Below are 26372 nucleotides of genomic sequence, written 5' to 3'. Positions count from 1 at the left end.
CACTACCGATGAATTTAAAGAAATTCTTTGCTGCCCCAACCAACGAACCGATCCGCGATAAGAAAGCGGAGCGGAACTTGTTTGCGCGTCGGACATTGGTGGCATTCATCGGTATTTTGGCATTAAGTGGCGTATTATTTGCCAATATTTACCATCTCCAGGTGGTGAATTACGACATGTACCAAACTCGCTCGAATGGTAACCGTATTAAATTGCTTCCGCTTCCTCCTACTCGTGGATTAATTTACGACCGTTACGGCGAATTACTGGCTGAAAACCTCACCTTTTTCGGCTTATATATCGTGCCAGAAAAAACTGAAAATTTAGACCGCACTTTTGAAGAGTTGCGCTATGTTGTAGGGCTCACAGACGAAGACATTGAGCATTTCCAAAAAGAGCGTCGTCGCGGCACACGCTATACACCGATTTTACTCAAACCTAGCTTAACGGAAGAACAAATTGCCCGTTTTGCAGTAAACCAGTATAAATATCCAAGCCTTGACATTCGTCCTTATTTCAAACGAAATTATCTGTACGGCGAAGCTATGACTCATATCTTGGGTTATGTGGGACGTATTAATGACCGAGATGTTGAGCGCCTCAAAAAAGAGGAAAAATTTGCTAACTATTCTGGCTCTACGGACATGGGGAAATTGGGTATTGAGCGTTATTACGAAGAACAACTCCACGGTACGACGGGTTTTGAAGAGGTGGAAATCAATAACCGCGGGAAAGTTGTCCGTAAATTACGTGAGCAACCAGCCACTGCGGGTAAAAGTATTCATCTGACAATCGATTTCACCCTTCAACGCTACATTATGTCGCTCCTTTCAGGTCAAAAAGGCGCTGTCGTTGTGCTTGACCCGAAAGATAACAGCGTATTAGCGATGGTTTCAACACCAAGCTATGATAATAATTTATTCGTCGATGGTATTTCTTCTAGCGATTACAAACGTTTACTAGAAGACCCTACTCGACCGCTTTATAGTCGTGCGACACAAGGGGTCTATCCACCTGCCTCCACTGTAAAACCATTCGTTGCTGTTGCAGCATTAACTGAAGGGGTGATTACACCTAACACCACGATTTTTGACCCTGGTTACTGGACATTACCAAACTCCACAAAACGCTTCCGAGATTGGAAAAAAACAGGGCATGGTTATACGGATTTAAACAAAGCCATTACTGAATCATCGGATACCTTCTTCTATCAAACCGCCTTTAATTTAGGTATTGATCGTTTCTCTATGTGGATGAAACGTTTTGGATTTGGTATGCCTACAGGTATTGAAATTCAAGAAGAAGCCACAGCCAATATGCCGAGTAAAGAATGGAAACAAAAACGTTATAAAAGACCTTGGGTACAAGGCGATACAATCTCAGTAGGTATTGGTCAGGGTTATTGGACAGCGACACCATTACAAGTAGCAAAAGCGACCTCTATTGTAGTCAATAACGGTAAAATTCATACACCACATTTAATGAAATCAGTTGAAGGTGCCACCATTGAGCCCTATCAAGACCCACTTTTATATGAAGATATTACCGATCCTAAACAAGCTTATTGGGACGCAGCTAAGCGAGGTATGTTCAATGTGGTGAATTCAGGTGCGGGGACTGGACGAAAAGCCTTTATCGGCACGAATTACCATGTAGCAGGGAAATCCGGTACTGCGCAGGTTTTCAGCTTAAAAGAAAACCAAAAATATAATGCTGCAGGATTGAAAAAAGAATTGCATGACCATGCTTGGTTCACTGCTTATGCACCTTACGAAGATCCGAAATTAGTTGTCACGATTATTTTAGAAAATGCAGGTGGCGGCTCAAGTAATGCTGCGCCAATTGTGCGTCAAATTATGGATTTCTATCTAAATAAACGCTTGCCGCAAATTGAACATCAACAAAATGCAGAAAAAGAAAAGATGACGGACCAAACTGAGTTAGACGTACCAGCGCAAGAACCCCAACCAAGTGAGAATGAATAATGGAAGAAAAAGTGCCTTTATGCTTGCGATTATGGCAACGCTTACATATTGATTTCTTATTATTTATTGGTTTAGGCGCCATTACTGCCTATGGTATGCTTGTGCTTTATAGTGCATCTGGTGCCAGTGAAGTAATGTTCCAAAACCGTATCATTCAGGTCATATTAGGTTTTGTTGTCATGATGATTATGGCACAGCTTCCCCCTAAATTTTATCAGCGTCTCGCCCCTTATTTATATTTGGTTGGTTTTATTATGCTGATTTTAGTTGATGCCTTCGGTACAACTAGTAAAGGAGCACAGCGTTGGCTAGATCTCGGCTTTATTCGCTTTCAGCCGTCTGAAATTGTAAAACTCGCGGTTCCATTAATGGTAGCGGTATATTTAGGTAACCGTCCACTACCACCGAAAATAAGCGAAACTTTCATTGCTATCACCATGATTATGGTACCAACTTTACTTGTGGCTATTCAACCTGACTTGGGTACATCAATTCTGGTTAGTGCATCGGGCTTATTCGTGGTATTCTTAGCAGGCATGAGTTGGTGGCTTATTCTTGCTGCAGTAGTTGGCTTAGCAGCATTTATTCCTATCATGTGGATGTATTTAATGCATGACTACCAACGCATGCGTGTATTAACCTTACTTGACCCAGAGAAAGATCCTCTTGGGGCGGGCTATCATATTTTGCAATCCAAAATTGCTATCGGTTCAGGCGGTATATCTGGCAAAGGATGGATGCAAGGGACACAATCCCAATTAGAATTTTTACCTGAACCACACACTGATTTTATTTTTGCCGTGATGAGTGAAGAACATGGAATGGTCGGTTTTCTTATTCTGATGGCAATTTATTTGTTTATTATTATCCGTGGCTTAATGATTGCGGTAAATGCAGAAACCTCTTTCGGGCGTATTCTTGCTGGTGCTACCACACTGATATTCTTCGTTTATGTTTTCGTAAATATTGGTATGGTGAGCGGTATTTTGCCCGTGGTTGGTGTGCCTTTGCCTCTCTTTAGCTATGGGGGCACCTCTTATGTCGCTATCATGGCGAGCTTTGGTTTAGTGATGTCCATTCATACTCACAAACCTCGCTTTATGAAAGGGAACTAATTTCCTTTTTGGCTTTCTTATAGGAATACAGCAATAATATTGACAGTAATAAGTATGAAATTAAAAAACATCTTAAAAACGACCGCACTTTTCACATTAATTATGGGATTTAGTTTATCTAGCTTTGCTGATACCCCAAAAATGTATGGCATCCAAGGGGATTCTTTATCTATAAAAACAACTATTCCTACACCACAAAGTTATGAAGTAAACGGCAAAACTTATACTACACAAGGAGATGAATCAAAAAACTATTCAAAAGAAGGCGCCGCAAGTTATTATCACAATAAATTTAATGGAAGAAAAACAGCCAATGGTGAACGCTACGATTCATCACTTTTTACAGCTGCACATAAAACATTGCCTTTAAACTCTTATGCGGTTGTCACAAACTTACACAATAATCGTAAAGTGATTGTACGGATTAATGATCGAGGTCCGTTTAGTGAGAAACGTATCATCGACTTATCGCATTCTGCAGCTAAAGAATTGGGGCTTATTGCTCGTGGAACGGGACATGTTAGAATTGAAGCCTTACATGTAGATAATCAAGGTCAAATTTCAGGTGCAGGAGCTAAAACACTCGCTAAGCATGCTAAAACGCAAGAAGCCAGTGATCGTTTAGCCATCAATAAAAATAGCGAAAAAAAAAATCAGAACTCAGACAGCACAAGCGATGCAAAAACTGTCTTCAAGCTAAAACTACTCGCGCTGTCGTCAAAAAATCAAGCAGAAAACATCATCACAAAGCTCGCATTAGATGACATAAAAACCGAAATTAACCAAAATGGACGAAACTACGAAATCCATTTTGGCCCAATTGCGGATCAAGCGGATATTAATCAATTAAAAACAAAATTACAAAAAACGATCAATGGGCAACCTGTAATCGTTTATACTTATAAAAACCAATAAGCTATTAAAGGAAATGCTATGTTAAAACAATCGGCAAAATTGAAAAAAATTGTACTCTGCTCGGGATTAATGGCAGCATCAACATTTGCTGCCGCTGAGGATATTCAATACGGTATCGCAGTACCGGAAGTGAATGCACAAACTTATGTTTTAATGGATTACAATTCTGGTGTAGTACTTGCATCACTTAACCCAGACCAACGCCAATACCCTGCTTCATTAACAAAAATGATGACTAGCTACGTGGTTGGTGCGGCATTAAAACAAGGTAAAATCCACAATGAAGATATGGTGACGATTAGCGAAACCGCTTGGGGTAGAAATTTCCCTGATTCGTCAAAAATGTTCTTAAATTTCAATCAACAAGTATCTGTAGGTGATTTAAACAAAGGGATTATCATTGTTTCTGGTAATGACGCTTGTGTGGCAGTGGCTGAACATATTTCGGGCACAGTAGCTAACTTCGTTGATACTATGAATAAATATGTTCAACAATTTGGCTTAAAAAATACTAACTTCACTACACCACATGGTTTAGACGATCCAAACCAATATTCAACTGCACGTGATATGGCGATTATTGGTGCACACATTATTCGTGATTTACCGGAAGAATATAAAATCTACGCTGAAAAAGACTTTACTTTCAACAAAATCAAACAACCTAACCGTAATGGATTATTATGGGATAAAACCATTAACGTTGATGGGATGAAAACCGGCCACACAAGCCAAGCTGGCTATAACCTTGTCGCATCGGCAACAAGTCCAAACAATATGCGTTTGATTTCTGTTGTCATGGGTGTACCAACCTATAAAGGCCGTGAAGTAGAAAGTAAAAAACTCTTACAATGGGGTTTTGCTAACTTTGAAACATTAAAAACCCAAAAAGCAGGCGAAGAAATTTCAAAACAATCGGTTTACTACGGTGATAAAGGTGACGTTAAACTTGGTGTCTTAGAAGATGGCTTTATCACTCTGCCAAAAGGTAAACAAACTGACTTAAAAGCTCGTTATGAATTAGATAACAAATACTTACAAGCACCTTTAACAAAAGGCCAAGTAGTGGGTAAAATCGTTTATCAATTAGACGGTAAAGATGTCGCCACCGTAAATCTTCAAGCATTAGAAGATGTGCAAGAAGGCGGTTTCTTAGGTAAAGGTTGGGACTGGTTAGTGTTAACAGTTAAAGGATTATTTGACTAAACACCTTGAAAATTAACCGCACTTCCCCATTTATATCACATCAATAAATTCGTAAGGTGTGTGAATTTAACTGATTCACGCACCTTACTCTTAAATAAGGAAGCAACATGACAACAGAAAATGATTATGAAAAACTGAAAGAATTAATGGAATTCCCTGCTGCAATGACATTTAAAGTCGCAGGTGTTAACCGTGAGAACTTAGCACAAGACATCGTTGCGGTGATACAAAAATATTTACCGGGTGATTATATTCCAAAAGAAAAACGCAGTAGCAAAGGCACGTATAATTCAGTTTCAATTGATATCGTGGCACAAAACTTTGAGCAAGTAGAAACTCTCTACAAAGAACTTGCAAAAGTTGAAGGCGTCAAAATGGTTATCTAAAATGAACAATACTGATTTAGTTGTCCGTCAATTAGGATTACAAGATTATCAAGAGATCTGGCATAAAATGCAGGAATTCACGGATAATCGAAATGCAGAAACAACTGATGAAATTTGGTTAGTTGAGCATTATCCTGTTTTCACACAAGGCCAAGCAGGCAAACCAGAGCACTTATTACAAAGTAGTAATATACCTGTTGTTCAATCAGATCGCGGCGGTCAAATTACTTATCATGGCCCAGGTCAGCAGGTGATGTATGTACTCATTGATATTAAACGTCATGAACATTTAAATGTTCGTCAATTAGTGACCGCACTTGAACAATCTGTCGTGAAAACCCTCGCAGACTATGGCATTGAAGGTTATCCCAAACCTGATGCACCAGGCGTATATATCGACAGCAAAAAAATCTGTTCATTAGGTTTACGTATCCGCAAAGGCTGTTCTTTCCATGGCTTAGCGTTTAATATCAATATGGATCTCACCCCCTTCCATTGCATTAATCCTTGTGGCTATGCAGGACTTGAAATGTGTCAACTTGCTGACTTTATCGGTAAAGAAGAGGCGACACTTGACAAGGTTTCCCCCAAATTAATTAAACACTTTGCCGAACTTTTGGGCTATAATGTTACAAATTTATAACATTCACTTTTATAACACATAAAAAATGCCTGAATTAGGCATTTTTCTTTAGGAAAGAACAATGTCAACGCCTTTTAAAATGGAACGCGGCGTAAAATACCGCGATGCAGCCAAAACATCGATTATCCCAGTTAAAAATATCGATCCTAATCAAGAGTTATTGAAAAAGCCGGAATGGATGAAAATCAAATTACCGTCTAGCTCATTAAAGATCGAGACCATTAAAAATGGGATGCGCCGTCATGGGTTACATTCGGTATGTGAAGAAGCTTCTTGCCCAAATTTACACGAGTGCTTTAACCATGGTACAGCAACCTTTATGATTCTAGGCGCAATTTGTACTCGTCGTTGTCCTTTCTGTGACGTTGCACATGGTAAACCCTTACCGCCAGATCCTGATGAACCACGTAAATTAGCTGAAACCATCCAAGATATGAAGTTGAAATATGTGGTGATTACCTCTGTTGACCGCGATGATTTACCTGATCGTGGTGCGGGTCATTTTGCTGAATGTGTAAAAGAAGTGCGTACATTAAATCCTGGCATTAAAATTGAGATTTTAGTGCCTGATTTCCGTGGACGTATCACTCAAGCCTTAGAAAAATTAAAAGACAATCCACCAGATGTATTCAATCACAACTTGGAAAATGTACCACGCTTGTATAAAGAAATTCGTCCAGGTGCTGATTATCAATGGTCTTTAAAATTACTTCATGATTTCAAAGAAATGTTCCCAAATATCCCAACTAAATCAGGCTTAATGGTTGGGCTGGGTGAAACCAATGAAGAAATCCTTGAAGTGATGGAAGACTTACGCGCAAATGGCGTAACCATGCTTACACTGGGTCAATACCTTCAACCAAGTCGCCATCACTTACCAGTTGCTCGCTATGTGCCACCAGCAGAGTTTGATGAGTTCCGTGATAAAGCCAACGCAATGGGCTTTGAACACACAGCTTGTGGTCCATTTGTTCGCTCTTCCTACCATGCTGATTTACAAGCAAGTGGTGGATTAGTGAAGTAATCGAAAACAGCTAAAAAAATGACCGCACTTTGGATCTCAAGTGCGGTCATTTTTTATGTTATCCTTTCAACTACTAGTCAGTTGCTGCCGCCTTCTCTTCTTCGCTCTCATCAGTCTCCATCATGCTTTCTTGACGAAGATCTTCAAGCGTACGACCATTAATTAAATAGCCATTTTCCGTTTTTTCAACTCTAGAAACGTAATTATCACCTTCTTCCACAAATTCTCGGTGAAGTTTTCCATCATGTTTCACAAAGCTCCTTAAATATTGCCAAAAGTATGAATTTTCCTTAATGGCTAAGGCTTTTTCATTTTGATCATCAAATAACATTTTACTTAATGTCAGATTAAATGTGCCTTCAATATTATCTGGAATCATGTCGGATGAATCATCTTCTGGCACTTGAGGCACAATACCACTCACTTCCAACTTAACAGGATAAGCATTGGTTTCCGGATAAGTATTTAGATTCAAATTCAATGTTGCATCATCAACGATTAAATCAAGCTCTTTCCAAGAGTTTTTGATGTATTTATCAAATGTGGTTGACGTTAAATGCGTGCTACATAAGGCCCCATAAAACGGTGCTGAACAAAATCTTGCTGATAAATGCGCTTTGCTATGATTAATTTTAAATGGCGCATCAACCGCTAATTTTTCAAATTGGAAACCTGCACTTGGATAACTAGCTTTATTCGCTGACAATGTGATATGTTCATTATATTGATCATTGTCTAAAGTTTCCGTCTTATCACTGGCTGATACGTCATCAAGTACTAAATCGGCCATATTAAATGATTTTAATGTAGCCTCAATATTGGTTTTACCACTAAATTCTTTTACCCATTTATCTTTGGCATTTAAGAAATCTTTATTCTCTTTTGCTGGCGTGTCTTTCTTAGCAAAAGCATCCAATAAGAAAGGAACAAAAGCCAGTTCATTTTCCACGTTATAATCATCTAACTGAATATTTACCTTACCGCCTTTAGCTTCCCATTTACGCTCTTCATCGGAAGGGGTTTGCTTCACACTTTCAACATTTAATTTGAAATCCACATTGGCTTTAGTTAAATCAGTATTCGCTAACTTAAGTTCAAGGCCTGCATTTTGTAAGTTAAAGTAAGGTTGATTATTTTTAGGGACATTGACAGAAAGTACCGATAACGAACCATCAAAACGATCGTTTTGTGTAAAAATTTTCGTTAACAAACTGACGCCATCTTTAATGTCTAGTGAACCACCACTTAATTTTTGAAACTCGTTATAAAAATTGACAGCACTTGGTACACCATTTTGTTTAATGAATAAATTTAATCCACCTGCTGTTGCTTGGCTTTCTTCCGTTGTACGGGTTTTATTGGCAATGCGCAAAATATCACTACTGAATTTTGTATTAAGATCGCGTTTATCTGTCTCGCCTGGTTTTACATCAAAATAGTAAGTCGCATTTTTAAGATAAATATGTGTATTTTCACCATTTAACAATGCTAATTCGGCATTTTTCGCAGTTAATTCTATACTTGATAGGTCATACTGATTTGCACCGACAGGCACTAGACGAGCTTCACCTTCAATTTGTTCCAGTTTAGTGTCTTTATCGTAATTAAAACCACTAAGGGTTGTTTTTAGCTCAACTTCTTTATTTTTTAAGAAATGAAGACCGATAGAAAGGTTTTGGGACTTATTCGCAAAATCACGGAATTCTGTCAATATATCAGACTGTAAATAATCCCCTACTGGCGAAAATTTGCTATTAATTGTGTTTTTATCAATCGTAATATTTAATGTTTTATTTAATTGACGAACTAACTGATCGGATAACTGAGACTCCGCTGTAATGAAGAAAGGCAGAGCGGTGAGCTTAGTTGAAATGACATTTGTGTTTTTCGCATCACTATTTTTTACGCTAAAGATTAACTCACGAATAAAAAAGTTTTTCGCAGTTTGTGTCACGTTTAATGTCGCTTGATTATCTAAAGAGTAAGGGAAATTTTTTAATACCTGATCAATTTTGTGATTAGTATAAAATTGTGCGACGATCCCAAGTGCCACTGCGATAGCCGAAATCATCAATGTTATTGTTTTTTTCTTGCTCATAACGTCCCTAAATGCGATCTCAATTTACGATTTCAAAATCCTTTTGAAAAATTAACCGCACTTTTCTCTTCAAAGTGCGGTCAGTTTTCCATCTTTTTTAGCCTAAGATTTTATCTAATTCTTGGCTTACAGCTTCCACTTTTTGAGTACCATCTAAACGGAAATATTGAGTATTACCTGCTTTCGCTTCAGCTTGGTAATAATCAATTAATGGGCTGGTTTGTTTGTGGTAAATCGCTAAACGATCTAACACGGTTTCTGGTTTATCATCTGCTCGGATAATTAAATCTTCACCCGTTACATCATCTTTACCTTCCACTTTTGGTGGGTTGTAAACGATGTGGTAAGAACGGCCAGATGCTTGGTGTACTCGACGACCACTCATACGTTCAACGATCACTTCATCTGGTACATCAAACTCTAAAACGTAGTCAATTTTCACGCCTGACTCTTTTAACGCATCCGCTTGTGGAATCGTGCGAGGGAAACCATCTAATAAGAAACCATTTGCACAATCTGGTTGAGAAATACGATCTTTTACTAATGCAACAGTTAATTCATCCGGTACTAATTTCCCTTCATCCATTAATGCTTTTGCTTGTTTGCCTAATTCTGTCCCCGCTTTAATCGCGGCACGGAACATATCCCCTGTTGAAATTTGTGGGATACCAAACTTGTTCATAATAAATTGTGCTTGTGTGCCTTTTCCTGCACCTGGTGCACCTAAAAGAATAATTTTCATACAAATCTCCAATAAATAATAGACCCGTTTAAAATACCGTTAAAGCCTTGTTTGGTCAAATGATTTTGCTGTTAATTTTGACCGCACTTTATTTTATTTTAAGCTTTTTTATTTCCTTTTTCATTCCACGGTGCTACCCAGAATAAACAAATCATTCCTGGGATAGCGAGGAATAAACAAATCCAGAAAAAATGATAGTAACCCACTGCCTTGACCAAGTAACCCGATAACATACCAAGTCCTTTACTTGGTAAAGCAGAAAGGCTGGTAAATAAGGCTAATTGAGTGGCTGTATAAAGCGGATTCGTTTCGCGAGCCATAAAGGCGACAAAGGCAGCAGTACCGAGACCGACACCGATATATTCACCCGCAATCACGAAACCCAATTTCCAAAGTTCTGCAGCACCGATATGGTCAAAATGTCCAAATGCAGCCAACCAAATAAATCCACCAATAGTAATCAATTGGATAAAACCAAATACCCATAATGCACGGTTAATGCCTAGGCGTAACATAATCACGCCACCGACGAGACCGGCTGAGATACTTGCCCAAAGAGAGGTACTTTTTACCACCAACGCAATATGTTCTTTTTCAAAGCCCATGTCATAGACGAATTTAGTTTGTAACGTAGTAGCAAACGAATCACCAAACTTATACAAGAATAAAAAGAGTAAAAAACTAATGGCTTGAGCAACGCCTTTACGTTGGAAGAACTCTTTCAGCGGTATCCAAAACACCATATAGAAAGGTTGATCACGATCGACCTGTGCAACCTGAGGTTCTTTTGCCAAAAAGAGCGTCATAAATATGCCCACTAGCATACAAAGTGCGGTCAATAAAAAGACGGTTTCCCACGGATAAATCGTCGCTAAATAAAGCGATAGCCCCCCAGGAATTAAGCCTGCAACTCGATAAGCATTAATATGGATGGTATTCCCCAATCCTAATTCATTATCCGTTAAAATTTCACGACGATAAGCATCGAGTACAATATCTTGTGTCGCAGAGAAAAAGGCAATAAATGTCGCAAGTTTAGCCACCATACTTAACTCTGCCACGGGATCAAACTGACTAATCGCATAAAGGGAAATCAGCAAAACAACTTGAGAAATCAATAACCAACTACGACGACGCCCTAAAAAACGCGGGAAATAGCGGTCTAATAATGGTGCCCATAAAAATTTCAAACCATATGGCACCATCACCCCTGTCAAGGCACCGATTAATTCAACGGAAAGTCCTTTATCTGTCAGCCACACTGGCAACATTTGCAATAACACGAAAAGTGGTAAACCCGAACTAAATCCAGTAAAGACACAGATCAGCATTTTTCGGGTAAATATTTGACTAGAAAGGGATTGTTCTGACATAAAGTGCGGTTATTTTTGAGCGTGTTTTATTTGATTGAAATATTAAGGGCGGAATGTACTCCGCCCAACAAGAGTGAGATTAATCTCTGTATCCTTTCGGATTATTTTTTTGCCAATTCCATGTATCTTTCATCATTTGCTCAAGACCACGTTCAGCTGTCCAATTTAACTCTTTTGCTGCAAGACTTGGATCGGAATAGCATGTTGCAATATCACCAGGACGACGAGCAACAAGACGATATGGAATTTCGATATTGTTTGCTTGTTCAAACGCTTTCACCATATCAAGCACAGAATAACCAGTACCCGTACCTAAGTTATAAATGTGTAAACCTGCGTCATTTTCATGGCGATTTAACGCTTTTAAGTGACCGATAGCTAAATCCACCACATGGATATAATCACGTACACCGGTGCCATCATGGGTATCATAATCGCTACCAAATACCGAAAGTTGCGGTAATTTACCAATGGCAACTTGGCTGATGTAAGGCAATAAATTATTTGGAATACCATTTGGGTCTTCACCAATCAAGCCACTTGCGTGAGCGCCTACTGGATTGAAATAACGTAAGATCGTCATACTAAATTGCGGTTCAGCTTTAGCAACATCAGTCAAAATTTGTTCCACCATGTATTTAGATGTACCGTAAGGGTTGGTTGTACCACCCACTTTGCAGTCTTCTGTAATTGGAATAATTTCTGGATCACCATAAACCGTTGCAGATGAACTAAATACAAAGTTCCACACGCCTGCTTTTTTCATTTCTTGAATCAAAACAATCGTGCCTGATACGTTATTCATATAGTATTCAGCTGGCTTTTGAACACTTTCACCCACAGCTTTTAAACCCGCAAAATGGATGACCGATTGAATACTGTTTTCAGCAAAGATTTTTTGTAATAAAGCACGATCTAAAATATCGCCTTCATAAAATTTCACGTCTTTACCGGTAATTTCTTTGACTCGTTCTAAAGATTTAGGGGAGGAGTTGCATAAATTATCCAATACCACCACTTCTTTATTTGCATTTAATAATTCCACTACAGTGTGTGAACCGATATAGCCTGCGCCACCCGTTACTAAAATAGCCATGAGTTACTCCTTAATCATTTTGTTCGCAAATTATAACATTGATTTCTACGATACATAAATTTATCCCCTCTTTTGACCGCACTTTGGTGTGATCGTTGTCACAGAATAAACATTTTTCTTTGGAATTTTGATTTGAGTCATTGAAGCGCTTCGCGATGAGGCGAATAATAGCCAGCGAAAATCAAAAAGATAAAGGAAGACAACATGAAACTTCAAAAAACTGCACTCGCATTACTCGTTGGTTGGTATGCCGCCAATGCAGCCGCTTATTCTGAACAAGGCCAAGCCGGTAATACCAAAAGCTGGGAAAGTACTGAATACCTCAAAGACTGGGGCTTGACCTCAATGAATGCCTCCACGGCTTACTCCCTTGGCTTTAATGGTTCTGGCGTGAAAATTGGCGTGATGGATTCTGGCGTACTATTAAACCACCCTGAATTTCAAGATGGTCGAATCCACGTTGTAAAAACAGAAGGGACTTACAGTAAAGATGGCATGCGTTATCCCGATGCCTCTGTGGGAAATGGCCCAATTAATAAAAACGAACCGGTAAAAAACGGCAAACGCAATTTCGATAAAACAGATAATGGCGTCTTCACTAAAGGTGAAGCCTTCAATATTGACGGCACATGGCATAAATATACCAATGATGCGCACGGCACCCATGTTGGTGGGACAATGGCGGCAACGCGTGACGGCAATGAGATGCACGGTGTAGCATTCGGCGCTAATCTGTATTCTGCCAATACCGGTGGTAACGACAACATGACCTATGGCCCAAACCAAGACTATAGTTTCTTCTTACAGGGCTACTCTGCCCTAGCAGATGCCGGTGCAAAAGTGATTAATAACAGTTGGGGTTCAAACCGTCGTGTTAATTCATCCTTTGCTGGCGCACAAGGCTACAAACCAAAATATGATTGGCGTGATGTGCCTGAATATGGCGTGCAATATTATGATGTACCAAAAGCACCTGAGCCAATTTCTAGTCCTGCGGCACATATTTATTTAAGTAACTTAGGAGAGGCTGAAAAAGCTTATTATCAATTTGTGACCAGTGGTGAGAAAAACTTTGTTGATGCGGCTTATGAAGTGGCAAAAAATAAACAAGTAATTCAAGTCTTTACCGCAGGTAACCGCAGTATGATGTCGGAGTCCTTTACGCGTGCTATGTTGCCCTATTTCAGACCTGATGCAGAAAAATACTGGGTAAACGTCACCGGTCAAGTCGGCGGTGAAGGCTATCCGAATGACTCAAATGGAGATGTGAGTGATGAAAAAGCAGGTGCAGATATTCAAGAATTTAACCTCGCCGGCCATTCAAAATGGTGGACGATTGCGGCGCCATCCGCCAACATCTATTCTGCCTATATTCAATTACAAGACAACGACACTTATGGTGAGCCTATCTACAAATCGGCTGGTGGTACTTCAATGGCTGCACCTCATGTAAGTGGCGCGTTAGGTGTCATTCTTTCTCGCTATCCATACATGACAACCGATCAAACGCGTGATGTCATGCTAACCACAGCAAGACAAACCACGCTTCGTAAAGGGCTTGAAGGTAAACCGTTAGAACGTTGGGAAACTGAACAAGGTGTACCAAGTAACGTTTGGGGTTGGGGGATTTTAGATCTTGGCAAAGCGATGTTTGGCCCAGGTCAATTCTTAGGAAACGTGAAAATCAACCTCAATCAAAATGATGTTTGGTCAAATGATATTAGCGGTAAAGCCATCAAAGCACGTCAAGTCGAAGATCAAGCTGAAGCGGCAACTTGGACAACACGCAAAGCTGAATTACAAGCGTTAATGCAAAATCGTGCGGGCGCGACAGCAGAAGAAAAAGCTGAATATCAAGTCGGTTTAGCGCGTGAAGTGGCTCGTAATGAACGTGCCGCACAAGGTTATATCGGTGCTTTAACTAAAAATGGTTCTGGCACCTTAACCCTCACCGGTAATAACAGCTTCACAGGTGCAATTACTGTAAATGAAGGTCAGCTTTCAGGGTTAAATCAATCCCTTGGTTCGGCACAACAAGTTATCGTAAAACAAGGTGCAACATTGGAAGTATTACCGAAAGCGGAAATCACTAAACCAAGTGAGAATGGATTTGCCACCGAAACCTTAACCAGCACCGCGAAAACGGTTACCGCAACAGTGGAAAAAGGTGGTCGTTTCTTACTGAATAATGATATTGCTAACGTCAATGCAACCTTTGCCGACAGCTCTATTTTAGTGCCAAATAAATTTGACGAAGAAATTCTGCCTCAATTACAACAAAATCCACAAAAAGCAGTGTCAGTACAAGGTACTGGCTCATTTGTAGGAGCTGAAAATGCGATAGTTGAAACACCTCGTACTTATGATTTCTTTGCTGTTAAAAATGAAAGTAATGCAAATACGCTGAAAGTGACCGTTCAGAAAAAAGCCCTTTCATCTGCAGCAACTACTGAAAATGAAGTGGCTATCGCCAATGCTTTAGATGCAGCAACAAGCAGTGCCTTTTATCAAAGTCTCATTTGGGGAACAAAAGAGAACGCTCGCCAAGCTTTTGCTCGTTTAAGCTATGATGAAGATCTCGCTGCCGAACAACACAATGTGTTAAATGGCTTATTGCTTCGTCAGCAACTTGCTCAACCAGGTGCAGTAAGAGCTCAACTTAATGCAGGTACACAAATTTGGACAAGTGGCACCTTCACCCACTTCAGCACGGATAGTTTAAGCAGCCATGCGTACAATCAACTTGTGGGTATTGATGCAACCATTGATACAAACAAACATTTAGGTGTATTTGTCGGCTCAACACAAAATAACCACAAAATTGACCGTACTTCGAAAGATCGTGCTGTACATTTAGGCTTAACAGCTGAACATCGTTTCAACGTATTAACACCAAAAATTGGCTTTATTCAAAGCTGGGGAAAACACGAACAACGTGCTGAATTTGCACAAGGTGTGAAAAGCCATAGCCAAACACAAAATGTCTTTGCTGAGCTTGCCTACACTGGCTTAAAAGGCGAACATTTTGCGATTGAACCTTATGCTGGTGTAAGCTATATGCACATCAAAAATAAAGGTGTGACTAAAGGTGAAGTGCAGTTAAAAGACAACAATCGTGATTTAATCGTCACCTCTGTAGGTTTACGTCCATCCATTCCATTTGCAATTGGTGGCGTTCAATTAAATCTATTAGGTGATGTGGCTTATCATCGTTTCCACAAAGATAAAGCCGCTGAAGGCAGCTTGGTAATCAATAATCAAGGTGTCGCGAATCTTTATGGTAAAGAATTGAAAAATGTCGTCACGACAGGTGTGGCATTACAAGCGCAATTCACGCCGACATTCAGTGTGAAAGTGGGCTATCAAGGTGCTTACAACCACGATACCAAAGCGAATAATGTGAATGCGGAATTACGTTTCTCGTTTTAACGATATTCAATAAGACAAAAGTGCGGTCAGTTTGATCTGCACCCCAAAAGTTGGACTCAACAAACCAACAATTGAGGTGCAGATTTTTTTATGGGTAAACACTACACAATCGAATTTAAATTACAGGCTCTCCAACCTATTTTGAATGGAAAAATGAGTATTAGAGAAGCTGCGCGTTTTTACAATATTCCTTCCAACACCCTAGTCGGGACATGGTTGAAACGGTTTGAAAAAAGTGGCATAAAAGGACTTATTCCCCGTAAACCATCAGGACGACCGCCGATGAAACCCAAATATGCAAAAATGCCACCGCCACCCAAAACTGAAGAAGACCGTTTACGCCTGAGAATTTTACAGCTTGAAGCGGAGGTGGCCTACCTAAAGGAGTTGAGAAGGCTCAGACTTCAGGACGAAGCCGAGCAACGGAAATTATCCAAAGGTTAAGAACACGCTATCCGTTAAAATGGCTTTTAGGCTTTGCACAGTTAGCGCGTAGTACGTTTTTTGCGAAACGTCAGATTAAACCGGATAAGGATGAGTTGTTGAAAAAGACCATTCAACGCATCAAAGCCAATCATCCTGATTATATGGCTACCGACGTGTTCATGCCAGCTTGCCAGGCGTGAATCATAAAAAAGTTCAACGTTTAATGCAGACACTTGGGCTTCAAGTGCGGTCAAGAAAAAGCAAGAAATTGACGACCTATCGAGGCACGATAGGGGTGATTGCACCGAATCATCTTGAACGCGATTTTAGTGCAACGGCCCCGAAACAAAAATGGGTGACCGATATCACAGAGTTTAAGGCGAAAGATGGGAGTAAAGTCTATTTATCTCCAATTTTAGACTTATTTAACAATGAGATAGTTTCATGTAATCTCAGCTATTCCCCAAACTGGGCACAAGTAGAGGACATGTTAATGCAAGCCGTCAAAGGATTAAATAAGGCTTGTGGTGTCATTTTGCATTCAGACCAAGGCTGGCAATATCAAATGGTAGCTTATCGTCGAATCTTGGCTGAACATGGCATCATTCAAAGTATGTCGAGAAAAGGGAATTGCTTAGATAACGCCGCGATGGAAAGTTTCTTTGGGCGATTAAAAACGGAATGTTTTTATGGTCGAGAATTTAAAACAAAAGAAGAGATAGTTGATGCTGTCATAAATTATTTGGATTACTATAATCATCGACGGATTCAACTAAAATTAAAAGGACTGAGTCCGATACAATATCGAAAACAATCCTTTAAATAACAGTCTAACTTTTTGGGGTCAGATCAGCATCAAACAGCACGTTATTCATTGGTCGAACTTTTCCCGCAAACGGGGCGAAAACATCAGCTAAGACGGCACTTGAAGCACCTTTTCCACCTGATTATGGGCGATACTAAATATGGTGACTTACATCAAAACCGTGCCTTAAATGAACACTCAGGCGTAAATCGATTGATGTTACATTCGCATTTTTTGCGTTTCGTTCATCCGAAAACTTCGCAAAAAATCACGATAAAAGCACTGCTTGATGACCAATGGCAAAGGCTTTTTCAATTCTTTAATTGGAGTTTTCCTGATTTTTAATTAGACAAAAAGAGAAACAAAATGGATAATGCACTACTTTCATTAAAGCATGAGCAACGACAAGAAGCGGTTGAAGAAATCCAGAAACTTGCAAAACAAGGCATCAGTATGGGACAAGCAATTCAAATTATTGCGAATCAACTAAGAGAAAAATATCAACAAAATCAATCAGATCAAACGGAGGGAATCAAATGAAAAAAATGATGATTGCAACATTAGCACTTATTTCTGCTAGTGTAATGGCTGCACCTAAAACAGAAACCACATCTACTGCTAAAGATCCAATAAATGGTCAGCCTGCAGTCGTTTTAAATGTGTATGATGTTAGCTCAAAATCACCTAACCTTGTAAAAGGAACTCAAATTTCAAGAAGTCAAAATCAACAACTCTGTTGGAGCTCTCTCAATGTGCCATTAACAGGCCGAGTACGCATTGCTGAAGCATTTTATGCACCATCACCAACCAATTTTGCCTCTGAAGGAATGAGCGTTACTGCATCGGAAGACAAAAAAGAGTTCTTAATTGTTGGTGATGTGATTGCAAAAGATAAAGAAAATATTACCCGTTGTTGGAAATTTGGTAAGTCAGATCCAATTGGTAAATATGGAATGGAAGTGCAAATTGGTAACTATGTATTTAGAAACCTTGCATTTGAAATAGTAAAATAATATATAAGCATCAGACAAAAAATCTGCACCTTAATTAGTTGAACTAAGCAATCAACTAATTAAGGTGCAGATTTTTTGTATAGCCGATATCTGGATAAAAACCTTCTCTCTATTCCAACATTGCTAGCACACTACTACAGTCATATTTTTAGATACTTATTTGTCAATTAACCATACCTGCTCATCGAAAAGCTTTGGAAACAGCTACTATTTAGTTACTTCAAAAATGCCGCATGATAGGCAATATGCTCACCAATAAAACTGGCGATGAAGTAATAGCTATGATCGTAGCCTTTGTGGAAGTGCACATCGACAGGTTTCGATAAAATCTTGCGTAATTGTGTTGGTAAAAACTCATCTTACAAGCCCTGATCAATGCGCACGGCAATCGCCGTTTTACAGATAACGACTTGCAATGGTTGAGTATTACAATGCTTGAAAAATACAGGAATGAGCTTAAAAGACATCAAACGCTTCGCTGAATGCACCACTATTGGCGACGATACCATTGACGAACGCCTTGCATTATTTGAAAGCCAAAGCATTAGGCTCGGTGGAAGCCGTAAATTTGCCACAGATTCCTGAAACAACCTAAGTTAGGGGCTTAGTCCAACTTTTGGGGTGCAAGTCAAAATTGACCGCACTTTGTACTTTGATGCTTTAAATTGCATAGACATAACTAGTTTTTATTATTTTCTATTAAATAGTTACTATCTTGCTTTACTTTTACGCTTTTGTTTTCTAGATAGCCAAAAGTGCATAGGTAAAATAATTACGTGTAATTTAATCGATGCTTCAAGAGACCTATATAAAACTCTGGTATATTGAATATTATCAATTCCAACATCTATATTTATATAAATTAACGCAAAAAAAAAAAAAAAATAAAATAAAGGCAGCAAGAACAGATAAGAACGTTAGAAAAATATATCTCATTTTTTCTCCTTTTCTTTTAATTTATCATGTATTTGCTTTATCACTTCACTTATGAGCCTATAGAAATGGAGATGCAGGCTTTAACACTGAAAGATACATTTTCTTCAATAGCATATATAACTTTCTAAATTGTTTTCAACATATAGTAGCTCCAATTAACCATCCAAATTGATAAATGTGCCACAATTATCATAATAAGGTAGATCACCTATGGCCAATGAAGAAAAAAACAAAAGACATCAACTTGATGCCTTTTAAATTCATTAACATGAAAAATTAACGTTCATTCCAACGTTTGATTGATTCACGAATCACTTCTTTTGCTTCTTCTACATCGCCCCAGTGAGTCACTTTTGTTGAACCTGGTTTTTTCAATGCTTTGTAGTTATTGAAGTGGAATTCAATTTGTTTGATTAATTGCGCAGGCACATCTGCAAGGCTGTTATATGCATTGCCGGTGTCGCGATCATCTGCTGGCACACAAACGATTTTATCGTCCACTTCGCCATCATCAACGAATTTCATTACACCGATTACTTTTGCTTCAAGGAATACACCTGTCGCAAGTGGTTGGCGAGTTAATAATAAAACGTCTAACTCATCGCCATCTTCATCTAAAGTTTGTGGAATGAAACCATAGTTAGTTGGTTTTGCGAAGATCGCTGGCTCAACACGGTCTAATTGGAACGCTGCAACTTTACGGTTCCATTCGATTTTGTGGCAGCTACCTTCTGGAATTTCATTTACCACATTGATAATGCCGGCATCTACATCGCCTGGCGTTAAAATTTGATTAAAATCAGCCATTGTTTTTCCTTTTTTGATTACGTTAAAAACTTACAGAGTATAGCAGTTTTTAGTCGATAAAAAAATATGTGAAAAACATCCTCAAAACTGACCGCACTTTCCCGCAGACTGACAAAAAAACGATTGCGCAAACGTTTACTTTTAAATAATTTGCTATAAAATAGCACGTCTTTTTTTGATTATTAACCTAGGGGACTTTATGTCAAGTTTAGAAAAAACCTTTGAACTCAGCAAACGCGGTTCAACGGTTCGTCAAGAAATCATTGCGGGTTTAACCACCTTCTTAGCCATGGTGTATTCCGTAATTGTTGTGCCTAAAATGCTTGGTGATGCAGGCTTTCCGGCAGAATCTGTGTTTATTGCAACCTGTTTAGTGGCGGGACTTGGATCGATTTTAATCGGCTTTTGGGCAAATGCGCCAATGGCGATCGGCTGTGCCATTTCATTAACCGCATTCACTGCATTTAGCTTAGTAATCGGTCAACATGTTTCTATTCCTGTAGCATTAGGTGCGGTATTCCTCATGGGTTTGGTATTCACCTTAATTTCGGCAACAGGTATTCGTTCATGGATTTTACGTAATCTGCCATCAAGCATTGCACACGGTGCGGGGATCGGGATCGGCTTATTCTTACTTTTAATCGCCGCAAACGGCGTAGGCTTAGTGGTCGGCAACCAAGCGGGTTTACCGGTTAAATTAGGTGATTTCACCTCTTTCCCAGTAATGATGTCTTTAATTGGCCTTGCATTCATTATCGGCTTGGAAAAAATGAAAGTGAAAGGCGGGATTTTGTGGGTCATCATCGCGATTACTATCGTAGGTTTAATCTTCGATCCAAACGTCACATTCAATGGCCAAATCTTCAAAATGCCAACCTTTGGTGAAAGCTCACTTTTCTTACAATTAGATTTACAAGGTGCATTACAACCAGCCATTTTACCCATTGTCTTTGCTTTAGTGATGACCGCCGTATTTGATGCAACAGGTACGATTCGTGCCGTTGCAGGACAAGCGGACTTATTAGATAAAGATGGACAAATCATCAATGGCGGCAAAGCCTTAACCTCTGACTCTGTAAGTAGCTTATTCTCAGGCTTATTTGGTACTGCGCCAGCCGCCGTTTATATCGAATCAGCAGCAGGAACAGCCGCAGGCGGTAAAACCGGTATCACCGCTATCGTCGTCGGCGTATTGTTCTTATTAATGTTATTCTTCCAACCACTTGCATTCTTAGTGCCAGGTTATGCAACTGCTCCAGCATTAATGTATGTGGGCTTATTAATGTTAAGTAATGTGAGCAAATTAGACTTTGATGATTTCGTCGGCGCAATGAGCGGCTTAGTTTGTGCGGTATTCATCGTGTTAACGGCAAACATCGTAACGGGTATCATGCTTGGCTTTGCGGCATTAGTGATTGGTCGTATCGTGAGTGGTGATGTGAAAAAACTCAATATCGGTACGATTATCATCGCCATTGTACTTGTCGCATTCTATGCTGGCGGCTGGGCGATTTAATTAAATGCATCTTGATAAGGCGAACGAATGGTTCGCCTTTTTTATTTCTAGCCTAAAAAACAATCGAAAAACCAACCGCACTTTTACTTTACAAATCCCTAAATCTGCCTAAAATACAGGCCTTTACTACGGCTTGCCAAAAGCAAGCTACTGACCTGAAATCAGACAAGAGAATATTATGACAACCCCATTTAAACCTGAATTACTCTCCCCTGCAGGATCCCTCAAAAATATGCGCTATGCCTTTGCGTATGGTGCAGATGCCGTTTATGCAGGCCAACCTCGTTACAGCTTACGTGTACGTAACAATGAATTTAATCATGCCAATTTAAAAATCGGGATTGATGAAGCCCATGCACTTGGCAAAAAATTCTATGTGGTCGTAAACATTGCACCGCATAACTCCAAACTCAAAACCTTTATCAAAGATTTACAACCTGTCATCGACATGGGCCCTGATGCCTTAATTATGTCTGACCCAGGCTTAATCATGTTGGTGCGTGAAAACTTCCCAGATATTGATATTCACCTTTCTGTACAAGCAAATGCGGTAAACTGGGCAACGGTAAAATTCTGGAAACAAATGGGGTTAACTCGTGTGATTTTATCGCGCGAATTATCCATTGAAGAAATCGCTGAAATTCGCCAACACGTACCCGATATCGAACTCGAAATTTTCGTACACGGTGCGTTATGCATGGCGTATTCTGGCCGTTGCTTACTTTCTGGCTATATCAACAAACGCGACCCAAACCAAGGCACTTGCACGAATGCTTGCCGTTGGGAATATAAAATGGAAGAAGGCACCACGGATGAAGTGGGCAACATCGTGCCAAAAATCGATCCTGCTCAACAAATTGAAGTGAAAAATGTGGCGCCAACCTTGGGCGAAGGTGCAGTAACGGATAAAGTCTTCCTTTATACCGAATCACAAAAGCCAGATGAGCAAATGACCGCTTTTGAAGATGAGCACGGCACCTACTTTATGAACTCAAAAGATCTGCGTGCAGTACAACACGTAGAAAAATTGACCGCACTTGGTGTCCATTCTTTAAAAATCGAAGGCCGTACTAAATCATTCTATTACTGTGCAAGAACCGCACAAGTTTATCGCAAAGCCATTGATGATGCAGCTGCGGGCAAACCATTTGATGAAAGCTTAATGGATACATTGGAATCCCTTGCGCATCGAGGTTATACCGAAGGTTTCTTACGTCGCCATACGCACGATGAATACCAAAATTACGAATATGGCTACTCTATTTCTGAACGCCAACAATTTGTCGGTGAATTTACTGGTAAACGTAACGAACAAGGTATGGCTGAAGTAGCGGTAAAGAACAAATTCCTACTTGGTGATGATGTAGAAATGATGACCCCTCAGGGGAATATCAATTTCAAAATTGAAAAAATGCTAAATCGTAAAAATGAAGCGGTTGATGCAGCACTAGGTGATGGGCATTTTGTCTTTTTAGATGTGCCACAAGACGTCCAACTTGATTATGCATTGTTGATGCGAAACTTGGTCAACACCAACACACGCAATCCACACAATTAATTTGTTAAAAAATTGTTGCATTTATTAACGAATGCGCTATAATGCATCCCATACCTGATTTGTTAATTCAACAACTCATAGTATGACTCCAAATATTTTGCCCTTTCACCTTTTTGAAAGGGCTTTTTTTATGTCATAAAATAATTTATGAGATATAGATCACAAAATTGATATATATTTCATGAACATATTGAAGCTACAATAAAAAAGCATACACTATTTCCATTATTTATATTTAACAATGGGATAATAGTCTTGAAAGATCCTTATATCGCCCATCTCCGAAAATCAGATGGACAAATCCAATCCGTTCAAGCCCATTTGAAAGAAACAGCTGTTCTTGCCAAAGTATTTGCTCAAAAACTAAATTTAGAATCAGCTGGAGAATTACTTGGCCTCATGCATGATTTCGGTAAATATTCCCGCAAATTCCAAAAATATATCCATGATGAAACAGGTTTGTTGAATCCTGATTTGGATGATGAAGAAAGTATGCTGAACGGTAGTAAAGTGGATCATTCTACTGCCGGTGCGCAATGGGTTTACCGCGAATTGAGAAAATTCGGTGCGGCACAGGGCATCGGCGAATTTTTCGGACAAATGCTGGGTTTGTGCATTGCATCACACCATGGCGAAGGCTTGATTGACTGCTTGGATAGAGAAGGTAATCCGAAATGGATTGAGCGGTTTAATAAAACTGATGAACTGACGCATTTGTCGGAATGCGAACGAAATGCCGATGAAGCCGTTCAGCAAAAAGCGAAAGAACTGGCTGGCGAAAACCTGATTCGCAGCCTGCTGAATGCAGTGAAACCGATTCTCTCTGACCAAGCCACCAATAACAAAATCAAAGAATTTTATCTCGGCTGCCTGACCCGTTTTCTGTTTAGTTGCCTGATTGATGCCGACCGTATCAACAGCTCAGATTTTGAACGGGAAGCGCAAAAAGAAGTCCGCCGCTTGACGGAGAAACCTGATTGGCAATCGGCGATTAATCAGTTGGAAACCAAATTAGCAGGTTTTGAAAACCGTTATCCTATCGATAAAATCCGCCGCAAAATTTCAGACGACTGTTTAAAAAGAGCGGTCGATTTTCAAGGTATTTATACGCTTACCGTGCCAACTGGCGGCGGTAAAACATTGGCTAGCTTGCGCTATGCCCTCCATCATACGCAAAAGCACAATCTCGACCGCATTATCTACATCATTCCTTATACTTCCATCATCGACCAAAATGCCCAAGCCGTGCGTGAGATTCTTGGTGAAGATTGGGTACTGGAACACCATTCCAATTTAGAACCCGAAAAGCAAAGCTGGCAGGACAAACTGCTATCCGAAAACTGGGACAAGCCCATTGTGTTTACCACGATGGTGCAGTTTTTGGACGCATGGTTCGGCGGCGGTACGCGCGGCGCACGCCATATCCACCCGATGACAAATAGCGTCTTGATTTTTGACGAAATCCAAACCCTGCCTGTGAAATGCGTGCATTTATTTTGCAACGTATTGAACTGGCTGACGACCTTTGGCAAAAGCACAGCGGTTTTGTGCACAGCGACGCAGCCTCTGCTCGGTGAATCGGGTTTGCGGAATTTCCCTGAAGATAAAAGGGAAAGCATTGCTTCACTCGGTTTATTAAGGCTGTCAGAAGATGCTGAAATCATGGGTAAACATCAGGATTTGGATAAATTATTTGATGAGTTATCCCGAGTAGAAATCCAATTTAACGAAAAAGTAGGAGGCTGGAATGTAGAAGAAGCAGGCACATTTTTACTGAAACAGTTTCAGACGACTCAAAGTTGCCTATTTATCGTTAATACCAAAAAATGGGCGCAGGAGCTTTATCAATATTGCCAAAGGCAGAACGTGCCGCCCGAGGCCTTGTTTCATTTAAGCACCCACCAATGTGCGGCGCACCGCAAAGCGATTTTTGACACCATCAAAGCTCGTCTGGAAAACAAACAACCCGTTATCTGCATCAGCACTCAGTTGATTGAAGCCGGCGTGGATATTTCTATGGCTTGCGTGATTCGCGCCTTGGGCGGGCTGGACAGCATTGCCCAAGCGGCGGGACGTTGTAACCGGCACGGTGAGAAGAAAGGTAAAGGACAGGTTTGGGTGTTGAATTTACAGGAACAGGATTTTACGCGAATATTGCCCGATATTCAGGCAGGCAAAACCCATGCTGAACGCGTGTTTCGCGATTTTGCCGGACAGGATATTTTGCAGCCAGAAGCGATGAAGCGTTATTTTGAATACTATTTTTACCAGCGCAGCGATGAAATGGCGTATTCCGTCAAAAACAGCACAACAGGTTCACTGCTGGATTGGTTGAGCGATAACGCGCTGAATCCTTATGGTGAAAAAAACAATAAAAGAAGTAAACTATTACCACTTCTAATGCAATCCTTCAAAAGCACAGGGCGCGCTTTCCAAGCTATAGATGCGCCGACACACGCTGTGATTGTGCCGTATGGCGAAGGCGCGGAACTCATTGCCAAACTCTGTGGCGAATGGAGTCCCCAAGAAATGCACCGCACTTTGCAAAAAGCCCAGCGTTACAGCGTGAACGTCTTCCCCAACGTTTGGGATAAATTGCAAAAAGAAAACGCCCTGCATGAAGCCATTGAAGGCTCGGGCATTGATTATCTCAAAGAACGCTATTACAACGATGAATTCGGTTTGTCTTTAGATGAAACAAGTGAAATGACTTTTTACGATTTATAGGAGCAATATGGACAGCAAAATCAGTTTCCGCGTATGGGGGCGGCAAGCCTTGTTTACCGACCCTGTTACCAAAATCGGCGGCGAAAAATTCAGCTACCAAGTGCCGACATACGAAGCTATTAAAGGCATTGTCAAAAGCATCTATTGGAAACCCACGTTGATTTGGTGCATCGATCGCATCCGCGTAATGAAGCCCATTCGCACCCAAAGCAAATCCACCAAGCCGCTGGATTGGAACGGTGGCAACACTTTGGCGATTTACACCTTTTTGCAGGACGTGGAATACCAAGTAGAAGCCCATTTTGAATGGAACGAGTATTGGGAAGAATTGGCAGGCGATCGCAATTTCGGCAAACATATCGCCATTGCCAGAAGAATGTTGGAACGCGGCGGGCGGCAGGATATTTTTCTCGGCACGCGCGATTGCCAAGGCTATGTCGAGCCGTGCACTTTCGGAGAAGGCGAAGGGTTTTACGATGAAATCGATAATTTGGATTTCGGCTTGATGTTCCATAGTTTCGGCTATCCCGAAGAAACCGGAAAACCCGAATTGGTAAACCCATCCAACATAA

At 40.2% G+C, this 26372-nt stretch carries 19 protein-coding genes and 5 pseudogenes; 18 read left to right on the top strand and 6 right to left on the bottom strand.

What is annotated here, in order from left to right; all coding sequences use genetic code 11:
* Positions 1–8 precede the first annotated feature (8 nt).
* The 7 genes from mrdA to lipA all read left to right on the top strand — a co-directional run bounded on the left by mrdA (position 9) and on the right by lipA (position 7274).
* Entirely contained in the window at positions 9–1985 is a 1977-nt protein-coding gene (gene mrdA / locus DX522_RS08225) for a penicillin-binding protein 2 (RefSeq protein ID WP_115180449.1), read from the top strand.
* Positions 1985–3100: a rod shape-determining protein RodA gene (rodA, locus tag DX522_RS08220; RefSeq protein WP_115180448.1), complete on the top strand. Its 1116-nt coding sequence runs from the start codon at positions 1985–1987 to the stop codon at positions 3098–3100. The genes mrdA and rodA overlap by 1 nt, the downstream gene beginning before the upstream one ends.
* Before the next feature lie 54 nt (positions 3101–3154).
* Complete coding sequence (locus DX522_RS08215) at positions 3155–4015, top strand: septal ring lytic transglycosylase RlpA family protein (RefSeq protein WP_115180447.1); 861 nt, start codon at positions 3155–3157, stop codon at positions 4013–4015.
* Positions 4016–4033: 18 nt separating this feature from the next.
* The gene (locus tag DX522_RS08210) at positions 4034–5221 is read left to right on the top strand and encodes a D-alanyl-D-alanine carboxypeptidase family protein (protein ID WP_115180446.1); all 1188 of its coding nucleotides are present in this window, start codon (positions 4034–4036) and stop codon (positions 5219–5221) included.
* A gap of 107 nt (positions 5222–5328) precedes the next feature.
* Positions 5329–5607, top strand: a complete 279-nt coding sequence (gene ybeD / locus DX522_RS08205) for a DUF493 family protein YbeD (protein WP_049362289.1) — start codon at positions 5329–5331, stop codon at positions 5605–5607.
* A 1-nt stretch (position 5608) separates the two neighbouring features.
* A complete protein-coding gene (lipB, locus tag DX522_RS08200) occupies positions 5609–6250 on the top strand; it encodes a lipoyl(octanoyl) transferase LipB (RefSeq protein ID WP_115180445.1) in 642 nt (213 codons plus the stop codon).
* Positions 6251–6311: 61 nt separating this feature from the next.
* Positions 6312–7274: a lipoyl synthase gene (lipA, locus tag DX522_RS08195; protein ID WP_115180444.1), complete on the top strand. Its 963-nt coding sequence runs from the start codon at positions 6312–6314 to the stop codon at positions 7272–7274.
* Between the two features lie 73 nt (positions 7275–7347).
* On the opposite strand, the gene DX522_RS08190 is transcribed toward lipA, so the two are convergent.
* The 4 genes from DX522_RS08190 to galE all read right to left on the bottom strand — a co-directional run bounded on the left by DX522_RS08190 (position 7348) and on the right by galE (position 12583).
* Positions 7348–9372, bottom strand: a complete 2025-nt coding sequence (locus tag DX522_RS08190; RefSeq protein WP_115180443.1) for a hypothetical protein — start codon at positions 9370–9372, stop codon at positions 7348–7350.
* Positions 9373–9469: 97 nt separating this feature from the next.
* A complete protein-coding gene (gene adk, locus DX522_RS08185) occupies positions 9470–10114 on the bottom strand; it encodes an adenylate kinase (RefSeq protein ID WP_115180442.1) in 645 nt (214 codons plus the stop codon).
* A gap of 98 nt (positions 10115–10212) precedes the next feature.
* The gene (locus DX522_RS08180; RefSeq protein WP_115180441.1) at positions 10213–11487 is read right to left on the bottom strand and encodes an MFS transporter; all 1275 of its coding nucleotides are present in this window, start codon (positions 11485–11487) and stop codon (positions 10213–10215) included.
* A gap of 79 nt (positions 11488–11566) precedes the next feature.
* Positions 11567–12583, bottom strand: coding sequence for a UDP-glucose 4-epimerase GalE (gene galE, locus DX522_RS08175; protein WP_005700019.1), 1017 nt, complete (start codon positions 12581–12583; stop codon positions 11567–11569).
* 204 nt (positions 12584–12787) lie between these two features.
* Between galE and DX522_RS08170 the strand changes: the two genes are divergently transcribed.
* The 6 genes and pseudogenes from DX522_RS08170 (at position 12788) to DX522_RS08145 (ending at position 18256) form a co-directional block, all read left to right on the top strand.
* Positions 12788–16012: a S8 family serine peptidase gene (locus DX522_RS08170; protein ID WP_115180440.1), complete on the top strand. Its 3225-nt coding sequence runs from the start codon at positions 12788–12790 to the stop codon at positions 16010–16012.
* Between the two features lie 90 nt (positions 16013–16102).
* Positions 16103–16456, top strand: a complete 354-nt coding sequence (locus DX522_RS08165; RefSeq protein WP_115180098.1) for a helix-turn-helix domain-containing protein — start codon at positions 16103–16105, stop codon at positions 16454–16456.
* Positions 16457–16610: 154 nt separating this feature from the next.
* Positions 16611–17264, top strand: a pseudogene (locus tag DX522_RS08160) (IS3 family transposase); the annotation flags it as partial.
* 24 nt (positions 17265–17288) lie between these two features.
* Positions 17289–17588 (top strand): annotated as a pseudogene (locus tag DX522_RS08155) (tRNA pseudouridine(65) synthase TruC); the annotation flags it as partial.
* A gap of 21 nt (positions 17589–17609) precedes the next feature.
* Positions 17610–17783 carry a YoaH family protein gene (locus tag DX522_RS08150; RefSeq protein WP_115180439.1) on the top strand — a complete coding sequence of 58 codons (174 nt, stop codon included), beginning with the start codon at positions 17610–17612 and terminating at the stop codon, positions 17781–17783.
* On the top strand, positions 17780–18256 hold the full coding sequence (locus DX522_RS08145; protein ID WP_115180438.1) for a hypothetical protein: 477 nt from the start codon (positions 17780–17782) through the stop codon (positions 18254–18256). The genes DX522_RS08150 and DX522_RS08145 overlap by 4 nt, the downstream gene beginning before the upstream one ends.
* Positions 18257–18471: 215 nt before the next feature.
* Here the strand turns inward: DX522_RS08145 and DX522_RS08140 are convergent.
* Positions 18472–18639 (bottom strand): annotated as a pseudogene (locus DX522_RS08140) (S-formylglutathione hydrolase); the annotation flags it as partial.
* Here DX522_RS08140 and DX522_RS11470 point away from each other — a divergent pair.
* Positions 18637–18851, top strand: a pseudogene (locus DX522_RS11470) (MerR family transcriptional regulator); the annotation flags it as partial. The pseudogenes DX522_RS08140 and DX522_RS11470 sit on opposite strands and share 3 nt — an antisense overlap.
* A gap of 617 nt (positions 18852–19468) precedes the next feature.
* Here the strand turns inward: DX522_RS11470 and DX522_RS08130 are convergent.
* Entirely contained in the window at positions 19469–19999 is a 531-nt protein-coding gene (locus DX522_RS08130; protein ID WP_005695476.1) for an inorganic diphosphatase, read from the bottom strand.
* A gap of 199 nt (positions 20000–20198) precedes the next feature.
* On the opposite strand from DX522_RS08130, the gene DX522_RS08125 reads away from it, so the two are divergent.
* The 4 genes and pseudogenes from DX522_RS08125 to cas5c form a co-directional block, all read left to right on the top strand.
* Entirely contained in the window at positions 20199–21515 is a 1317-nt protein-coding gene (locus DX522_RS08125) for an NCS2 family permease (RefSeq protein WP_115180436.1), read from the top strand.
* A 178-nt stretch (positions 21516–21693) separates the two neighbouring features.
* Complete coding sequence (gene yegQ, locus DX522_RS08120) at positions 21694–23073, top strand: tRNA 5-hydroxyuridine modification protein YegQ (RefSeq protein ID WP_115180435.1); 1380 nt, start codon at positions 21694–21696, stop codon at positions 23071–23073.
* 255 nt (positions 23074–23328) lie between these two features.
* Positions 23329–25800 carry a CRISPR-associated helicase Cas3' gene (gene cas3 / locus DX522_RS08115; RefSeq protein ID WP_115180434.1) on the top strand — a complete coding sequence of 824 codons (2472 nt, stop codon included), beginning with the start codon at positions 23329–23331 and terminating at the stop codon, positions 25798–25800.
* Between the two features lie 7 nt (positions 25801–25807).
* A pseudogene (gene cas5c, locus DX522_RS08110) lies at positions 25808–26359 on the top strand (type I-C CRISPR-associated protein Cas5c); the annotation flags it as partial.
* Positions 26360–26372 lie beyond the last annotated feature (13 nt).

Origin of the sequence: Haemophilus parainfluenzae (genome assembly GCF_900450995.1) — a bacterium.
Taxonomy (GTDB): domain Bacteria; phylum Pseudomonadota; class Gammaproteobacteria; order Enterobacterales; family Pasteurellaceae; genus Haemophilus_D; species Haemophilus_D parainfluenzae_O.
This window is presented reverse-complemented; position numbering and strand designations above follow the sequence as displayed.